The 17,671-nt window shown below is 64.1% G+C and carries 12 protein-coding genes and 1 tRNA gene; 4 read left to right on the top strand and 9 right to left on the bottom strand.

What is annotated here, in order from left to right; translation table 11 throughout:
* The 5 genes from rpsB to GX414_00940 form a co-directional block, all read right to left on the bottom strand.
* Positions 1–863: 30S ribosomal protein S2 (gene rpsB, locus GX414_00960; GenBank protein NLI45654.1), on the bottom strand; the 863-nt coding region annotated here is incomplete at its 3' end.
* Positions 864–1,045: 182 nt separating this feature from the next.
* Positions 1,046–1,438: a 30S ribosomal protein S9 gene (gene rpsI, locus GX414_00955; GenBank protein NLI45653.1), complete on the bottom strand. Its 393-nt coding sequence runs from the start codon at positions 1,436–1,438 to the stop codon at positions 1,046–1,048.
* Positions 1,439–1,450: 12 nt separating this feature from the next.
* Complete coding sequence (gene rplM, locus GX414_00950; GenBank protein ID NLI45652.1) at positions 1,451–1,885, bottom strand: 50S ribosomal protein L13; 435 nt, start codon at positions 1,883–1,885, stop codon at positions 1,451–1,453.
* Between the two features lie 1,077 nt (positions 1,886–2,962).
* Positions 2,963–4,885: an amidohydrolase family protein gene (locus GX414_00945; GenBank protein NLI45651.1), complete on the bottom strand. Its 1,923-nt coding sequence runs from the start codon at positions 4,883–4,885 to the stop codon at positions 2,963–2,965.
* A 474-nt stretch (positions 4,886–5,359) separates the two neighbouring features.
* Positions 5,360–5,436, bottom strand: a tRNA-Arg gene (locus GX414_00940).
* Positions 5,437–6,113: 677 nt separating this feature from the next.
* Here GX414_00940 and GX414_00935 point away from each other — a divergent pair.
* Positions 6,114–7,253 (top strand): hypothetical protein, encoded by a 1,140-nt coding sequence (locus GX414_00935; protein NLI45650.1) that lies wholly within the window; start codon positions 6,114–6,116, stop codon positions 7,251–7,253.
* Between the two features lie 198 nt (positions 7,254–7,451).
* Here GX414_00935 and GX414_00930 read toward each other — a convergent pair whose 3' ends face one another.
* The 4 genes from GX414_00930 to GX414_00915 all read right to left on the bottom strand — a co-directional run bounded on the left by GX414_00930 (position 7,452) and on the right by GX414_00915 (position 12,473).
* On the bottom strand, positions 7,452–9,071 hold the full coding sequence (locus tag GX414_00930) for a hypothetical protein (GenBank protein ID NLI45649.1): 1,620 nt from the start codon (positions 9,069–9,071) through the stop codon (positions 7,452–7,454).
* A gap of 1 nt (position 9,072) precedes the next feature.
* Entirely contained in the window at positions 9,073–10,770 is a 1,698-nt protein-coding gene (locus GX414_00925) for a hypothetical protein (protein ID NLI45648.1), read from the bottom strand.
* A gap of 378 nt (positions 10,771–11,148) precedes the next feature.
* Positions 11,149–11,619 carry a bacterioferritin gene (gene bfr / locus GX414_00920; GenBank protein NLI45647.1) on the bottom strand — a complete coding sequence of 157 codons (471 nt, stop codon included), beginning with the start codon at positions 11,617–11,619 and terminating at the stop codon, positions 11,149–11,151.
* Positions 11,620–11,717: 98 nt separating this feature from the next.
* Positions 11,718–12,473, bottom strand: a complete 756-nt coding sequence (locus GX414_00915; protein NLI45646.1) for a hypothetical protein — start codon at positions 12,471–12,473, stop codon at positions 11,718–11,720.
* 541 nt (positions 12,474–13,014) lie between these two features.
* Between GX414_00915 and GX414_00910 the strand changes: the two genes are divergently transcribed.
* The 3 genes from GX414_00910 to GX414_00900 form a co-directional block, all read left to right on the top strand.
* Complete coding sequence (locus GX414_00910; protein ID NLI45645.1) at positions 13,015–14,832, top strand: tyrosine decarboxylase; 1,818 nt, start codon at positions 13,015–13,017, stop codon at positions 14,830–14,832.
* A gap of 143 nt (positions 14,833–14,975) precedes the next feature.
* Positions 14,976–17,072, top strand: a complete 2,097-nt coding sequence (locus tag GX414_00905) for a S9 family peptidase (protein NLI45644.1) — start codon at positions 14,976–14,978, stop codon at positions 17,070–17,072.
* 109 nt (positions 17,073–17,181) lie between these two features.
* On the top strand, positions 17,182–17,671 hold a 490-nt coding region (locus GX414_00900; protein ID NLI45643.1), incomplete at its 3' end, for a hypothetical protein.

Here is a 17,671-nt window from a genome sequence, read left to right as displayed (position 1 = left end):
CGCGGCGTCCGATCGGAGGGCCGGCGGGTGTCGGGGCGGCGGTCGCCGGCGGGGCGCCGGTCACCGACGGGCCGGTGCGCGGGCGCGGGCGCGGCGACGACCTCCTCGAGCACGCCCGCGGGCGTCTCGGGCTTTTCGCCGGTGGCCTCTTCCTTGGCCGCCTGCTCCAGCTCGGATTTGCGCATGGTCACGCCCTCGATGACCGCGTCGGAGAGCTTCGAGACGATGAGCCGCACCGAGCGCAGCGCGTCGTCGTTGCCGGGGATCACGTAGTCGATGAGCTCGGGGTTGCAGTTGGTGTCCACCAGGGCGACGATGGGCACGCCCTTCTTCTTGGACTCCAGCACCGCGATCTGCTCCTTGCTCGGATCGACGATGATCACCAGCTCGGGGATCTGGTCGAGGTGGCGGATGCCGGCCAGGTTCTTCTCGAGCTTCTTGCGGATCCGCTCCAGGCGGGCGACGGCCTTCTTGGAGATCTCGCCGGCGTAGTTGGCCTCCTTCTTCTCCTCGAGGGTCTTGTACTTCTCCAGCGACCGGCTGACGGTGGCCCAGTTGGTGAGCAGGCCGCCCAGCCAGCGGTTGTTGATGTAGTACATGCCGCAGCGCTCGGCCTCTTCCTTCACCGCGTCCTGCGCCTGCCGCTTCGTGCCCACGAAGAGGATCCGCTTCCCCTGGCGGGCGCTGTCGGCGACGAAGTCGGTCGCCTCCTTGAAGAGCTGCAGGGTCTTCTGCAGGTCGATGATGTGGATGCCGTTGCGGTCACCGAAGATGTAGGGCTTCATCTTGGGATTCCAGCGGCGGGTCTGGTGCCCGAAGTGGACGCCCGCTTCGAGCAGTGCTTTCATGGTTACAGCAACCAACGGTGCCTCCTGATCTGTTCCGGGCCCCGGGCCCGGGTGATTTGCGTATCCTGTCTCGTCAGGCGGTGAGCCCGAATCGGGCCACCGCCGGCTCGCCGGTTCCCCGGCTCGCCGCTTCCCCGGTTCGCCGTTTCGCCGGCTCGCCGGTTCGGTTCGCTCAGGCGGGACGCCTGAACCACAGACTAGCGCTTCGAGAACTGGAAGCGGCGGCGGGCGCCGGGCTGCCCGTACTTCTTCCGTTCCTTCTTGCGCGGGTCGCGCGTGAGGTACTTGGCCTGCTTCAGGCGCAGGCGGAGCTCCAGGTTGAACTCCACGAGCGCGCGGGCGATGCCGTGGCGCACGGCCACGGCCTGGCCCATCAGGCCGCCGCCGACGACGGTGGCCTGGATGTCGAACTTGTCCATGTTCTCGGTCAGCAGGAGCGGCTGCCGGATGAGCGTCCGCTGCGAGCTGGTCTTGAAGTACTCTTCGTAGTTGTGGCGGTTGACGAAGATCTTGCCGGAGCCGGGACGCAGGAAGACGCGGGCCACCGAGGTCTTCCGCCGGCCGGTTCCGTAGTATTGCACGCTGCTCAAGGTCCTCTCTCCTTACTGTTGAATTTTCAGCTCGACGGGCTGCTGGGCCTGGTGCCGGTGGTTCGCGCCCTTGTACACCTTGAGCTTCTTGATCATGGCGCGGCCCAGCTTGGTCTTGGGCATCATGCCCCACACCGCCTCCTTGATCACCGTTTCGGGGCGCTGGTCAAAGACCTTCTTCATCTGGGTCTCCTTCAACCCGCCCGGGTAGCCGGTGTGGCGGCGGTACATTTTCTGTTCCTGCTTCTTGCCGGTGATGGTCACTTCGCCGGCGTTGATGATGATGACGAAATCGCCGGTGTCCAGGAAGGGGACGTAGCCCGGCTTGTGCTTGCCGGTGAGCACGTGGGCGACCTGGGTGGCCAGCCGGCCGAGGACCTGCCCCTTGGCGTCCACGACGAACCACTGGCGCTGGATGTCGTCTTTCTTGGGAACGTAGGTTTTCATTGTATACTCCGCAAGTAACTGTTCTGCATCATGGCCGGGCGCCATGCGTCTGCTGCGCGCCCGGTGCCGATTCGCCGGTTCGCCCAGCGGTGCCGCCGATTCGCCGGCACGCCGGCTCGGCTCCTCCCAGGCAGGATGCCTGAGCCGCCGTTTCCGGCACGGTTCGAGAACAAACGGTGCGAGCGAGGAAAAGCCGTCAGTCCCGATGCCCTGGATTTGGGCCGGCGTCCCGGTGGCCGGGTCGCCGTGGTTTCGCGCGCGGGTGGCGCGCCTCAAAGAACCCGAACGGATCGGCGTTGAACGGCAATCCAGGTAACCCATTCAACGGAGGCGCGATTGTATAGGCGGCCGGGGGGGATGTCAAGGGAAATTTCGGCGGGAGATTCACCGCCGAGGCGCGCCAGGACGCGGAGGGGAAAGGGCACGCCAAGATGTCGACGCCGGCAAATCACTCCATTTGTCATTGATCAATGCTGGACCGGCTGACCCATCATTGCCAGATCCTGCAGTTTGAGTGGGAGAGTATTCGCCTGACGGAGAGTCTGAAGAACCGGAATCGCGTCCAACAAAAACGTGAAGATCGCGCAGTGGCTGCCACTGCGGCCCCGGCGGGGCCGAACAAGCAAGTGGATCAAGCTGGGACCCGAAATCCAGCTTGATCCATCCTTCTCTTTGAAATCATATTCACCAGGGTGGGACACTTTTGCTTTATCACGGCGGGTCACTCTACCGTTGACACTGCGAGAAGAGGTGACGGGCCTGACGAGGGCCTTGATGTATGCCGGGGCCCGGCTGCGGTGGTCAGCCTCTGGAGCGTCTCGGATAAGGGAACTGAGGAACTGATGACACGGGTCGGCGGCGCGAAGGCGGGCAAAGACCTGGCGCCGGCCGAGGCCCTGCGCCGGGCGAAGCCGGAGATGGCGGCGATCCTTCGATGGCGCTCACCGTTCCACTGGGCCGCCTTCGTTCTTTACGGAGAGTACAGCCGGTCAACCTGGGGCAACCTCAACCGGGCCAACCGGGTTCGGAGCTGGGCTGTCAGGTCAAAGGCAAGTTCTTCTGCAAAGCCGCGCCTGATTATCGAACCCGGCAGATCGCCGCCGCGAGGTATTGTGCCACCAGGCAGACGTCGCTGTGCACACCCCGCGCAGGATCATCGCAGTCGGCTTTCCGTGTGGCCGCGAGCGTCGGCTCGTCGAGCACCGGGCCGAGAGCGGGCGTTTCGCCAGACCCGGCCGCCCGCTGCACCGGCAGGACGCGGCCTTCTTGGACCGTGCCCCAGACCTTGATGTCCTTGATCTTAATGGCATCAATCGTGACCGGGTTGTCGGAGAGGACCGTGAAATTGGCGAGCTTGCATGGCACGATGCTTCCGATATCCTTCTCCATCCGCAACGAGAAGGCAGCCTCGATCGTGACGGCCTCGAGCGCGCCGAGGCGGCTCATGCGCTGCTCCGGCCCGCGGAGATTCCCGTCATTGGTGATGCGGTTGACGCCCGCCCACATGAGGAACAGCGGTTGAGCGGGGGCCATCGGCATGTCCGAGTGGTATGAGTAGTGGATGCCGGCCCGCTCGACATCGCCCATCCGCACCATGATGTCGGCGCGCGCGGGGTCGAGGCCATTCGTCCGGTAGTTGTCGGCCAGGGCGACCGGATAGTAGGGATTTCCGCTTACGATCGCGCCCAGGCGCTTGATCCGCTCCACCTGATCCGGCCGTGATACGGCGAAGTGGATAACAACGGTGCGGTGATCAAACCGCGGTTTATTGCGGATGCAGAGCTCGAGCTGGTCGAGGAGCATGTCGAGGCCGGCATCACCATTGACATGGATATGGATCTGGTACCCGAGGTCCCAGTACACATTGAACGACCTGGCGAAGAAGTCGGGGTCCATCATCCACGCTCCCTGGTGGCCGTCGGTGTAGCCGCCGGTCAACTGCATGGCCTGCGAGTAGATGGCGCCATCGGCGAAGAGCTTCACCTGCTTCGGCAGGAACGCCGTCATCCCATGACCCCAGGCAAGGAGCTTTTCGGTCTCCTCGGCCACCTTCTCGTCGGGGAACGCGGCCGTGATCGACTTGCCGTCAGGGATGAAGTAGAAGCGGAAGGGAGAGGAAGGGTCGCCCAGCATGGCGTTCTGGGCCTCCTGCAAAGGCTTGGAGAGGATGCCGCCTGGTTCGCAGCCCAGCGTCACGCCGTTGGCGTGGTAGTAGTCCTTGACGAACTCAAGGCCGGCCCGCACGCGCTTGGGCGAGGCGATCGCCTGGACGATGAGAGGCAATACGGCAAACCCGCCCTGCTCCCAGTAGTGGCCGTTCGCGAAATCCGACTGTTTCTTGGCGCTCTCGGGCAGCTTGTCGAACCACTCTCTGGTCACACCGTACTTCTTCTCGGATGCGGAGTTCAGATAGAACTCGTGCGCGGAGCGATGCCAGACGATGATGGGCCGGGTGCGGCTGATGGCATCAAGGTCGGCCTTCATCAGCTTGCCGTGGAAGTATTGGTGATAGCCCCAGGTGAGGAGCAGCGCGTTCGGGTCCTTCATCCTTCTGTTGGCTTCGGTCAGCCGTTTCATGTATTCCGCGCGGTTCTTGGCGGCCTTCGATGTGCCCCGCGGCAGGACCCAATCCTCGATCGCAATGATTTCGCTCGTCATCGTGAGCCCAGCCAGGAGCGGGTGGTCATGCTGGGCGATGAGGCCGGGGACGATCACCTGGTTCGCGAAAGTCGTATCCACCCGGTATGGCTGTGTGCCGGCCGCCGCTTTCAGCTCGTCCAGAGCGCCGGTGGCGATGATCCGGTCTCCCGCCACCGCCACGGCCTGTACGGTCGGCTTCGCCGGATCCAGGGTGACGATTTCCTTGGCCTGGTAGATGACGATCTGCGGCAGCGACTGCAGGGCCTTCGCGAAGTCCTGCAAACTGGGTTCCTGCGCCGGCACTGCGAAAGGAAGCGCGAAGAGGGCGAAGGCCAGGATGAACCATCTCTTCCAATTCATCAGTAACATCCCTCAGTACTGTCCGGTTAAAGTTGCTCCCCGTTCTTAGAAATCATCTTCTATGAGCATATTACACGAAACACCAGGTGGCGACGATTTGAATTCCCAACAACAATTCCTTCTTCTACATCCACGTGAGAAAGGAACTGCGCATGAATCACGGACGGACTGCCTTCGCCCAACTGATGGACTTCTTGTCTGCCGAATCTTACATGAATTGTGTCATACAATGCCAAGGATCGATTCGAGTCCGGCGGCTGTGGTGGGGAACCGTTCAACAAATGCTCACTTCCGCTGAAGGATCCTGCTTTAGAAAGTTCCAATGGCTGAGACAATTATGAATAATGAAAGTAGCGTCAAACATCTATCGCACATTTGGTGGTGAAAATGGGGAGTCCTCCGATCTGGCGGCTCGACGCAACTGGGACATGTACTGTTCTTGACGAAGGGGGATCGTTGTAACCTATTGAATATTGGCGCACCCGGAGGGACTCGAACCCCCAACCCTCGGTTCCGAAGACCGATGCTCTATCCAGTTGAGCTACGGGTGCTTTAGCGGGTTATTATATCGGCACGCCTGCCGGTGTGTCAAGGCGGGGTCTCTGTTGATGCCACTGATTCTGCTGACACCACCGACACTGCTGACCCTGCCGGCGCCGCTGACCCTGCCGACGCAGCTGGCAGCGCTGATGCCGTTGACGCCGCTGATGCCGTAAACAGAGCCAATGCCACTGACGCCACCGACGCTGCTGATACTTTCAACGCCGCTGATTCCTCCAATTTCACTCAACTAGCTGATGCCACCGATCCAGCTGATTCAACTGATTACGCTGATTCAGCACCACCGCCAAATGCCATCAACATTTTGTGACAGAGCCTGGCACCATGGCTGTCGCACCATGGCTGTCTTTTGCGGTGAAATGTGATACAGGCGGCACCGGGGACTCTGGGTCCCGACGCAATGGCTCTCGCCGTTTTGTGACAGAGGCTGGCACCTTCACAACAGCGCTGCGGTTCCATAGCCTGCGGCTGACATTCGCGGTTGCCCCTCCGATCAGACGACGCCCTGCCATGCACCACCAGGCTTGACTTGGCCACCTCACCTGAATATACTGGCGGCAAATAATTTTTCACAAACACGGGCGGGGCTCTCCGCGTCAGTGCAGGTTCGCGGGATATTTCACAGGTCTCATGGGAAATCGCAATTAGTCGTTTGTAAGGAGGTTTTATGATAAGTAAACCGCGTCTTCTGCTGGTGTTTGTGGTTGGCTTGGCCCTGCTGACGGCGCCGGCGCTGCTGGCCGGCCAGCGGCTCGGCGGCGGATCATCCGGCCTGGTGGTCCGGCAACTCGACGGCTCGGCGCGCCCCGGTCCCACACCGCGGAGCGACCAGGCCCCGGCCGGGTATACGCCGCAGCTGATCATCTCCAAATCGTCGGGTAGCCTGCCGACGGGCGGCATGGTCTGCGTGTTCAAAGACGTCGATCCATGGGGCTCGACGTCCGTGGAAGGACTGCTGCTGGCCGGCGGCATGCCCTATGCGGTCCACACCTCGGCCGAATTCGGCACCCTCGACTTCAGCGCCTTCGGGCTGATTGTCGTATCCAGCGATCAGAGCCAGACGTTCTATGACAACTACGCCGCGAACGCAGCCAAGTTCACCGACTACGTGGTCGCGGGCGGCACGCTGTTCTTCTCGGCATGTGACCAGGGGTGGAACACGGGACAGCTCAATGCTCCGCTGCCGGGTGGGATGGTGTATTCATTCAATCCCGCACAGTACAACAACACCCTAAACCCCTGCCACCCGACGGTCCACGGCGTGCCCAATCCGTTCTGGGGTAGCTGGGCCAGCCATGGCGCTTTCAGCAACGTGCCGGCCGGCGCGGAGGTGATCGCCGTCACCCAAGGCACCGGCCTGCCGACGCTGGTTGAATACACCATCGGCTCCGGAATCGTGCTGGCCAGCGCCCTGACCCTGGAAATCGCTTATGACTGGGAATGGGATGGAGGCCGGATCCTCGCCAACAGCCTGCCCTACCTGTACAACTACATGCCGCCGGAAACGCTGGTATTCGCGGATGATTACGGGCGCTCCATGCTGTGCGTCGATGCCGGCACCGGTTACTTTGTCTACCGGGTGCTGACCGGCAAGGGCGCCGGACAATATCAGGGTGAGGGTATCATCAACACCCGGGGCAGCGTGCTCTACCTGATGTCGCCCCGCGTGATGCCGTGGCAGATCTACCTCGTCTACGACATGGCCAACGGACTGGCCACCGCTTATTTCCTCTACCCGGATTATGGCGTGCGCTCGATACTCTACGACCGGAACATCGGCAACAACCCGACCAAGTGTCTCAACTGATAGATCGGGTATTCCCGCTGAACCGCACGAAGCTCCCGGCCCGGCCGGGAGCTTCGCTTTGAACGGGACTCGTTTCCAACCGGCCCAGCAGCCGGCGACCCGTCGGGCTCCGCCGACTCGACGGGCTCATGCCGTCCGTCCGTGACCCATCGGCACACGCGGGGGACCGACCGGCCGCCGGATCCCCCGGCCGCAACTTCACCAGGCCATGCCGTTGTAGCTTTCCAGCAGCGACGGGGTCAACGACTCGATGACCACGTGGCCCGCCATGTCCCGGTCGCACGTCACCTCCATCCAGACGGTCCCGGGAGCGAGGCTGCTGTAGTCCGCCCCCAGCAGCGCGGCCAGACTGTCGCTGAGCTTCGCGCCCGGGTTGAGCGAACCTTCGTAGCTCCACTTCGCAACTCCCGCCGCCGAATACCCGGTGATGCGGTAGCTGTTGTTGATCGTGGCCCGATTGGTGAGGCGCACATGGGTCATCCAGCCTGACTCGCAGCGGATCATGGGAAAGACCATGCGGGTCCGCCCCGCCGTTTCGGCCAGGATGCCGTCGAAGCGGAACTGGGCCGCCAGGCCGGTCCGGTTGAAGAAGAGTTCAAACCCCAGCAGATTCACCGGGGCGCCGGCCTGCATGTAGCCGGCGTCGGCATAGACCGTTCCGTCGAAGATGTTCCACACCTCGCGGGTGATCTGCTGGAACGGATTCACCGGCCAGTTCGCCACGGCCAGGGAGACGCCCGCACCGTCGAACAGCTCGGCGCGCACCGTGGCGGGGGCCACGCCCAGGTTGCAGAAAGTCACGCCGGTGAAATAGCCGTCGTTGGGCATGATCTCGTTGTAGTGCAGCTCGACCGCCAGCGGCGCGTCGCCGCCGCCCTTGGCCGGTGCGGCGGCCGGCCCCCGGGTGAGCGGCCCCGCGGTGGTGAACGCCGGCAGGCCGGCCAGGCCGGGCGATTCGAAGTGCCCGAACAGCTCGAAGCCGATGAGCGGCTGGTCCGACGCGGCCTGCACCATCCGGAGCTGGCCCGGGTCGGCCACTTCCGGGAACGCCTGGTCGATGAGGCGGACGTACTTGCTCCGCGGCGGGAGCGTCTCGCTGTGAGTGGCCAGACTGTTTCCGTTTTCGTTGGACGCGGTGACGGTGACATGGGCGTCGACGTCGCCGGTGTTGATGAACGCCAGGCCGGTGTACCAGCCGTAAGTCAGCGCCACGTAGGGGTAGACCAGGTCCGCGGCGGACGCCGCCAGCATGGGCATCACCACGATGGACTGGCCGTCGCGGGTCCCGAACTCCAGCACGCCCGTGAGGCTGGAGCCGCTGGTGATGGTCACCCAGAGGTCCTGGGCCAGCGTCGCCGGGGCGAAGACGGTGTCCACATCCGCCTGCCAGACATTCCCCGGCGGCAGCGACGCGATGCCCACCTGTTCCACCTGGGCGCCGGCCGCGCTGTAGGCCGTCAGGGTGATCGGGTTGTCCGCGTCGCCGGCGTTGAGCAGGGTGAGCCGCGTCCACCAGGTCTCGGTGCTGGCCACGTGGGCGGCGTACAGCGTTTGCTCCAGCGGGAGCCAGAATCCGCTGGCGAGTGAATACTCGTTGCCTGCGGATATTCCCACGACTGGCTGGCCGATGCTACCCTCCACGAGGTACGGCCCGCCGGAGCTGGCCCCGCCCCCGCCGGCCACCGTCCACCAGTCAATGGCGTACGTGTCGGCCTGAACCGCTTTTTGTTTTGGCGGGCCCGTCGCAGCGACGACCACGGTCGCCAGCGCTAGCGCGAGCAGCAGGATGAGCTCGCACGAGTAGCGGCGCCGGTTCATGTCACTTCCCCTTCGCGGCGGTCGCGCAGCCCTGGGTCTTGAAGGCGTCACGCGCTTCCAACGCCGCCAGGCGGGCCGCCAAGGCCCGGTTTTCGGCCTCGAGAGATTGGATCCGGCTGTTCAGGGCCTGAATGGCCGCCAGGGCCACGCCATCGGCGTCCACCGTGGCGATGCCGTCGCCCGCACCCACCCCGAACGCCGCCCGGAAGTCCTCCGCCACCGGCCCGATGTGCTGCACCGCGTCATCCTCGGCGATGTAGTTCCACCGCTGCACCGGCAGCGCCGCCACCTGCTCCAGCACCTCGGCCGGGTCCACTGCGGCGAAGTTCTCCTTCGACGCCCGCCGGCTGCCGTTCACCCAGGCTCCACCCGTGGTCAGGTGCGCCCCGTTGGAAGCGTCCACCAGGTGGCCACCGGTGCCATAAACCTGGAACCAGTAGCCGCTGTTGACGTTCATCAGGATCCCGCCCGAGAACCGGAGGCGCAGATGGTTGTCCCGGGCCGACACGCAATCCGCTACGGACGAGTCAGCCAGAACGAAGCTGCCGGCGTGGTTGGCTTTGGCATAGCTTCCGGCAGCAAAGCTGAAGTCGCCGTTCGCTGCGTTGTGAATACCGCCGGCGACGGTGGCGCTATCGCCTGCAGCGCTGTTGCCCTGTCCGCCACCGACGGTGGACCAGTCGCCGCTCACCGTGTTTAGAATACCGCCGCCGATAACGTCATAAAACCCCGACGTCGCATTGTCGCTTCCCCCGCCAACGAATGAAACGGCGGAGGCGTCGTTATTGCCGCCGCCGGCCACCACGGCGTGGGCGCCGGCGGCCGAATTTCCGCTCCCCCCGCCGACGACCGCCCCGGTGCCGGCGGCGTAATTGTCCTTGCCGCCGCCGATCGCGGCCTCGGGGCCGCTGGCGACATTCGCCAGACCGCCGCTCACCGTGTCGTTAGCCTTGTTGACCTGGTTGCTCTGGCCGCCGCTGACCGTGCTCCAGTCGCCGTCGGCCGCATTGAGGATGCCGCCACCGATGACGGCATACATTCCCTCCGCCTGGTTGTCACTTCCGCCCCCGATGACGGCGACGGTCCCGGCGATGTTGTTGCCGCCGCCCGCCACGACGGCGTGGGCGCCGGTGGTCGTGTTCCAGCTGCCGCCGGCGATGACCGAGCCCGTCCCGCCGGCCACGTTGTCCTGCCCGCCGCCGACGGTGGCGCCCACCACACCGCCGGCGACGCTGTTGGCCCAGTGTCCGCCAACGAGGTTGGGCGACGCGGCGTTCTGCTCTGTGCGCAGCGCCGGCAACGCCAGGGCGTGGGGCGCCGGCCGCAGCTCCTGCCGCGGGCTCAACGCCGTATAGGCTCCCGTGCTCGCCCCGGGGCGCACCCCGATGGCCAGCCAGCGCGCCTGCCCCGTCACAGCCCCCTCGCCAAAGTCCAGCGCCGCCGTGAACAGCCCCCCCGCCACCGCGACGTCATCGACGGTCACCGTCCCCAGGTTCGCGCCCCAGTTGTCGGCGTCGTAGAGCGTGAACTGGAAGTCGTACGTCCCGTTGGCCGGGTTGCCGCCCGTCACGAGCCGCCCCTGGTAGGTGAACGCCGTGCCCAGATCCGCCCCGGCCGTCGTGGCCGCCAGCGCCAGCCCCAGCAGGACTACTGTGATACCCATTTCGCTAGGGTAAAGACACGTTGACCTGTTGGTCATGATCATCCTCCTCGGATTAGTGATGCCACTCTAACGCGACGCTACGGATGAGACAATCCGGATAAATCAAAGAACAGGTTGAAAAAATTACAGATAATCCACTCACTCCCGGGCGCCGGCCCACCGCATCAATGAAACGTGCCAACGGATGCTCAAGGCACCGGCCATCGACCCGATCCACAGGCCTGAAGATCCGCTCCTGAATCCTTGATTCTGATTGAATCAGTGCTGGGGTGGTCTAAAGAATGTGCTGAATGGACTGATAATGATACAAATTTTACGCCGGAGTGCCGCTGCCAGATGAGTTACTCATCCGGCAGGATGCCTGCCTGCACCGCATGCTGTCGCGGCGGCTGCGTGCTACGTGCGTGCGGAGAGCTAACCCCGGATCTGCTCGGCCAGGTAATTCTTGATGCCCATCTGGGCGACCTGATCCTTCTGGGCCTCCAGGAGGTCGATATGGGCCTCCTCGTCCTTGAGGATCGCCTCGAGCAGCTCGCGGGTGCCGTTGTCGGCAAACTGGACACACAACTTGATGCCGTCGTTGTAACTCTTGACGGCGCCGGCCTCGGCCTCCCAGTCGTTGTCCAGCTGCTTCTCGACGTTGGCGCCAATATGGATACTCTTCAGCTCAGAGACGATGGGGAGTCCTTCGAGATACAAGATCCGGGCGATGAGCTTCTCGGCGTGCTTCATCTCGTCGATGGCCCGCTTTTCAGTGACCTCGTGGAGCCGGGTGTAACCCCAGTTGTCGAACATTTCGGAATGGACCATGTACTGGTTGATGGCGGTCAGCTCGTCGGCCAGCAGGTCGTTGAGCTTGGCGATGATTTTGTCGTTACCTTTCATGATGCATTCTCCTGCTCGGGATGACGCATTCAGAATAGGCACAATGCGGTGAAAAGTCAACACGGTTGATGGCCGCTTCGGGCATTAATCGATCCGTCTCAGATGACGAGTTGAATCGTGGGCTGGGCCAGCATGCTGTAGCGGGCCACCTCCAGTTTCCAGCTCCGCTGGCTGGCTGACTGGATGGACTCGTTCAGGTGCTTCAGATCATGCTGGACGGCCAATTCCGTGCGGCGGTCCAGGTTGATAAACCTCGATTGACGTGCCCGTTTCGACCAGTCGGGACGTTGCTGGGAGAGGAGGTCGCGGAACTCGCCGAGGGGGTCTCCCCGGGCCCGATATAGGCGGTTCACGTAATCCTGCAGCCGGGTTGCCGGCTGTTCCGTCCGGTCGTGGAACAGCCGGTAGGCGCTGCACCACGGCCATTCCCACGGCGGAACCGGCCGCACGCGCCGCCGCCAAGTGTTGGCCTCGACATACCACAGCAGGATCTCCAGCGCCAGGAGCTGGTTCCGGCTCATCCAGGCAGTATCCCTGAACCGGCCGTTCCAAACCGTACCGGTGCGCCGGTGACGCTGATTGAACCGATGGCTGAACCGGTTGAGCACGCGGAACATGAACTCCGACAGTGTGTGCCCTTCTATATCCGGAGGTGTCTCCAGAATATGGTGCAGATGGTTGTCCTGAAGGCAAAAGCTCACCACGCCGTAGTCCATTTCACGGGCAGTTTCATCCAGTATCGCCAGATACAATTCCTTGTCCGCCTCACCCAGGAGCAGCATGGCGGAATCGTGGCATTTGAGCGTGATATGCACGATGGCGTTCGGAATGTGCAGGCGCCGCCGACGTCCCATCTGAACTCCCAGAGTATTGTCTTCATATCTACAAACGTTTGACTGTGAAAGTGTCCGAAGAAAATTTTGCCTCTTGGCTCGATCGACAGTCCCGGCTGGGCACACCGGGTATCCAGAAATTGGTTTCTTATCGGCAGGAATAAGGTTGGCCCAATCAATTATTTACCTGAAAGCACCACTCGCATTATCATGCATTCGCGGAATCTGACAACGTGCCAGCCTCTGTCACAGACAGATTCGGTATGCGTATGCTTTAAGACGCTGTTACGGTTGACGCAGGCGCTTATGGTGCCACGCTCTGTCACAGAAAACTGTCGGGGGGGATCCTTGATTGTGCCAGTGATGGTGCCAAGCTATGTCACAGTGATGGTACCTGGCTACGTCAGAGGGAAGATGTGCCGATCCGTGATGGTGCCAGGCTATGTCACAAAAGTGGGGCGGCGAGTCACCGCCAGGAAAATCGAGGGTAACGATAACTGGGAGAACGAGAGCCATGACAAACGAATCCAGGAATGACCTTATCGACGTGAATGCCCTGTTCCTGGGGCCGAAGTCGGAGAATCGGGACTTCTTCATGCAGATGCTCCGGTTCATGATGAACGATCACGCCGACTGGCGGATCTACTACCAGCCCGATGACTCGCCGGCCTTCAGCGAAGCTCAGCGATGCGAACCCTGCTTCCAGGCCACGCTGCAGCGCACGCAGCAGGCGCTCGTGGAGCTGGCCGGCCGGCTGCAGCTCAGCTCGGTCCCCTGGTTCTCGCCCCGTTATCTCGGCCACATGAACGCCGACACCCTGATGGCCGCCAATCTCGCCTACATGCTGACCCTGCTTTACAATCCCAACAACTGCGCCTACGAGGGGTCGCCGGCGACCACTGCCATGGAAATCGAGGTGGGCCGGCAGCTTGCTCGCCTGCTGGGCTACCATCCCGACCGCGCCTGGGGCCACGTCACTTCCGGAGGCACGGTGGCCAATTACGAGGGGCTCTGGGTTGCCCGCAATCTCAAGTCCGTGCCGCTGGCCGTCCGGGAGGCGGTCCCCGAACTGGTGGCCGGCCAGACCGAGTGGCAGTTGCTGAATTACTCCGCCGAGCAGAGCCTGGATCTCCTGGACCGGGTCAAGGCCGCCGGGCAAATGGACACGGTGCGGGCCCGATCGGCCCGCGGCACCGGCGTCACCGCCGGCAAGCTGGGCAAGATTCTGGTGCCCCAGACCAAACACTACTCCTGGACCAAGGCGGCCGACATCCTTGGCCTGGGTCAGGACAACTTGGTGTTCATCCGCGTAGACGACCGCTTCCGCCTCGACGTCCAGCACCTGCGGGAGACCATCCTCCGCTTGGCGGCCGAACACACGCCGATCCTCGCCGTGGTCGCCGTCGTGGGCACCACCGAGGAGGGCGCCATCGACCCCGTCCACGAGGTGGTCAGTCTCCGGCAGGAACTTGCGACGCAGGGGATCTGGTTCTATCTCCACGTGGACGCGGCCTACGGCGGCTACGCCCGGGCCCTGATCCTGGGCGCCGACGATCAGCCCATCGACCTGGCCGAACTGCCCGCCGCGTTCCGGCGCCATCATGTCTTTTCGGACCCCCTGGACTGGCCGGATCCCGACATCTACGCCGCCTTCCGCGCTATGACCGAGGCCGACTCCATCACCATCGATCCCCACAAGATGGGGTACATCCCGTACGCCGCCGGGGCCGTGGTGCTCAAGGACCGGCGGGTGCTGGAGCTGATTTCCTACTTCGCCGCGTACGTCTTCGAGAAGAGCGAGGACAACCCGATGCTGCTGGGCAGCTACATCATGGAGGGCTCCAAGTCGGGAGCCGCCGTCGCCTCAGTCTGGACCGCCCACCAACTTGTGCCGCTCAACATCACCGGTTACGGACGCATCATCGGCTCCAGCATCGAGGGCGCCCACAGGTTCCACGACGCCCTTCGCACCACGCCGCCCTATGATCTCCACGGCCGGCGCTTCCGGGTGCACCCGCTGGTCCGGCCGGATTTCAATATGGTGGATTTCGCCTTCCACGAGGAGGAGAACCCGAGCCTGGCCGCCATGAACGAGCTCAACGTGCGGCTCTGGGAAAAATGCTCGTATAAGTCGGGCCGCATGTATTCGGAGGATTTCATCACCTCCAAGACGGCGCTCAGCCGGGATGAGTACGGCGAATCGCCCTGTAGGTTCGTCCGGTCGTTAGGGATTCCGGAGGCGGAATGGGACCGGTTGGGCAGTGTCTACGTGTTGCGATCCTGCGTGCTGACCCCCTACCTGGTCCAACAGACCAGCTTTGTGGAATATTGGGGCAACTTCCTGCGGACCATGAGCCGGGCGCTGCAGGCGGTGGTCTAAGCCGGGGTGGACCTCCGCGCCGGCATCGGCTAAGATACACCCTGACCACCGGGGGTGCCCCGGACGCACGGGCGCCAGCAGCGCCCCGCCTCCGGATCCCGGTGTCACCCTCAGCCCGAACAGGAGAGATCGCCATGAAACGTATGGCCGCCATCAGCCTGCTGGCAGTGATCAGTCTGACCGTGGTCACCGCCCAGGTGTCCAAAACGCCGTTCACCATCGCCGACCTGTACCGGATCCAGTCGGTGGCCGATCCCCAGATCTCGCCCGACGGCCGCCGGATCGCCTTCACCGTCACGACGTCCGACCTGGTCAAGGGCACCACCAACGCCGACATCCACGTTGTCAATCTGGACGGCACCGGCCTGCGCCGGCTCACCGCCTCGGACAAATCGGACAGCACCCCCCGCTGGTCGCCCGACGGCAAGACCCTGCTGTTCGTCTCCACCCGCAGCGACGGCGCCCAGCTCTGGCTGCTCCCCGCCGACGGCGGCGAGCCGCGCCAGCTGACCCGGTTCTCCACCGGCGCCGCCGATCCGGTCTGGACGCCCGACGGCCAATCAGTCATCTTCACCTCCGAGATCTTTCCCGAGTGCGGCGCCGACGACGCCTGCAACAAACGGATCCAGGACGGCCTGGACAAGGGCCCCCTCAAGGCCCGGCTGGCCGACGACCTCATGCACCGCCATTGGGCCAGCGACCGATACGGCAAGCGCCAGCACACCCTGAAGGTGGATGTCGCCACGGGCGCGGTCACCGACCTGACCCCCGGCGACTTCGACACGCCCACCATCGCGCCCAGCGTCAACCGCGGCTACACGTTCTCGCCCGACGGACTCGAGTTGTGCGTCGTCTCCAAGCGCGACCCGGACGAGGAGCAGTCCACCAACAACGACCTGTGGCTGTACCCGATGGCCAACGGGGCGCTGCGCTGCCTCACCGCCAAGAATCCGGCCTTCGACGGCGATCCGCTCTATTCGCCCGACGGTCGCTACATCGCCTACCGGTTCCAGACGCAGCCCGGCTTCGAGGCCGACCGTTTCCGGCTGGCCGTCTACGACCGCCGGACCGACGAAACCCGCGTCCTGACCGACGCCCTCGACAACTGGGTGGACGACTTTTGCTGGACGCCCGACTCCGCCGCCCTGCTCTTCACCGCCCAGGTGCGGGGCCGCTACCCGGTGTACCGGGTGCCGGCCGCGGGCGGTCCCATCACCGAGGTGATGCCCGGCACCGAGGCCAAGGGGCTGCGCTCCCTGCGCCTCACCCCTGACGGAAAAACGCTGGTATTCATCCGCTCGTCGGTGGGCGAACCGGCTGAGTTGCACGCCTGGGACCTCGGTGACCGCAAGCTGCGGGCGCTCACCGCCATCAACCGCGAGGTGGCGGAGGCGGTGGACATCCGCCCGGCCGAGGAGATCGAGGTGCCCGGCGCCGCCGGCCATCCGCTTCAGATCTTCATCGTCAAGCCCCACGGTTTCGATCCGGCGAAGAAGTACCCGCTGGTCCTGAACGTCCACGGCGGACCTCAGATGATGTGGGCCGACTCCTTCCGCGGCGACTGGCAGGTGTACCCCGGCGCCGGCTACGTGGTGGCGTTCCCCAACCCCCATGGCTCGACCGGCTTTGGCCAGGCTTACACCGACGCCATCTCCCGCGACTGGGGAGGCAAGGTGATCGACGACGTGATGATGGCCGCCGACGCGTTGGCCAAGCTGCCCTACGTAGACGCCGGCCGGATGGGCGTCATGGGCTGGAGCTGGGGCGGGTACGCCGTGATGTGGCTGGAAGGCCACACCGACCGCTTCCAGGCCGCGGTCGCCATGATGGGCGTCTACGACCTGCGGAGCATGCACGGCGCCACCGAGGAGCTATGGTTCCCGGAATGGGACATGGGCGGCACGCCGTGGGAGTCGGACCTGTACGAAAAATTCTCGCCTTCGAATCACGTGGCGAAATTCAAGACGCCGTGCCTCGTGATCACCGGCGAGCGCGACTACCGGGTCCCCTACACCCAGAGCCTGCATTTCTTCACCGACCTCCAGCGGATGCAGGTGCCCTCCCGGCTCATCGTGTTCGAAAACGACGGCCACTGGCCGAACGCCGTCAAGAGCATGCCGTTTTACTACAACGCCCATCTGGACTGGTTCCACAAGTACCTGGGCGGAGCGCCGGCGCCGTACGACATGATCAAGATGTGGCGGAACCAGGCGTACGAGCCCGCGGCCGAGGGCCGGTGAGCGGTCGCGGCCCTGATCGGCTGATCCGTCAGCCGGTCGCACAACCCGGCAGCGCCTGGCCACCCGCCGCCGCGGTTTGAACGCCCGCTGCCGCTTGAGGTGAAGATAATTGATCCTGATCCGCCCGCTGAACCATGACCGCAAGCGGCGCAAGCCGGACGACGAGGATCGCCCCCACCACCCTCGGCTCCGCTCGTGCGGACACCAGCGCCTGTGGCGGACGATCGGCCTGCTGCTGTTGCTGGCCCTGTCCGATGCGGCCGTCCTGGCCGGCCCGCCGGCGGCGGCAGGCGCCACCCGGGCGGCGCCCGCCAGCAAGAGCGTCAGCGTGGGCGGCTGGGTGGCGGTCTCGCAGTACCGGCAAAAGGTCCTGTACCGCAGCGGGTACGATTACGGCGTGTCGCTGATGCGGTCAGGCGATCGCTACCGGATGTGGTGGTGCGGCGGCGAGCTGGCCTCCGGCATCCCGGACCGGATCCTGACGGCCGAATCGAACGATGGCATCATCTGGTCGGCGCCGTCGGTCGCCCTCTTGCCCGAGCCTCTGGCTCTGGTGGCCGATCCTTCGGTGATCCAGTTCGCCGGCTGGTACTGGATGT

The organism is Acidobacteriota bacterium (assembly GCA_012517875.1).
Taxonomy (GTDB): domain Bacteria; phylum Acidobacteriota; class JAAYUB01; order JAAYUB01; family JAAYUB01; genus JAAYUB01.
This window is presented reverse-complemented; position numbering and strand designations above follow the sequence as displayed.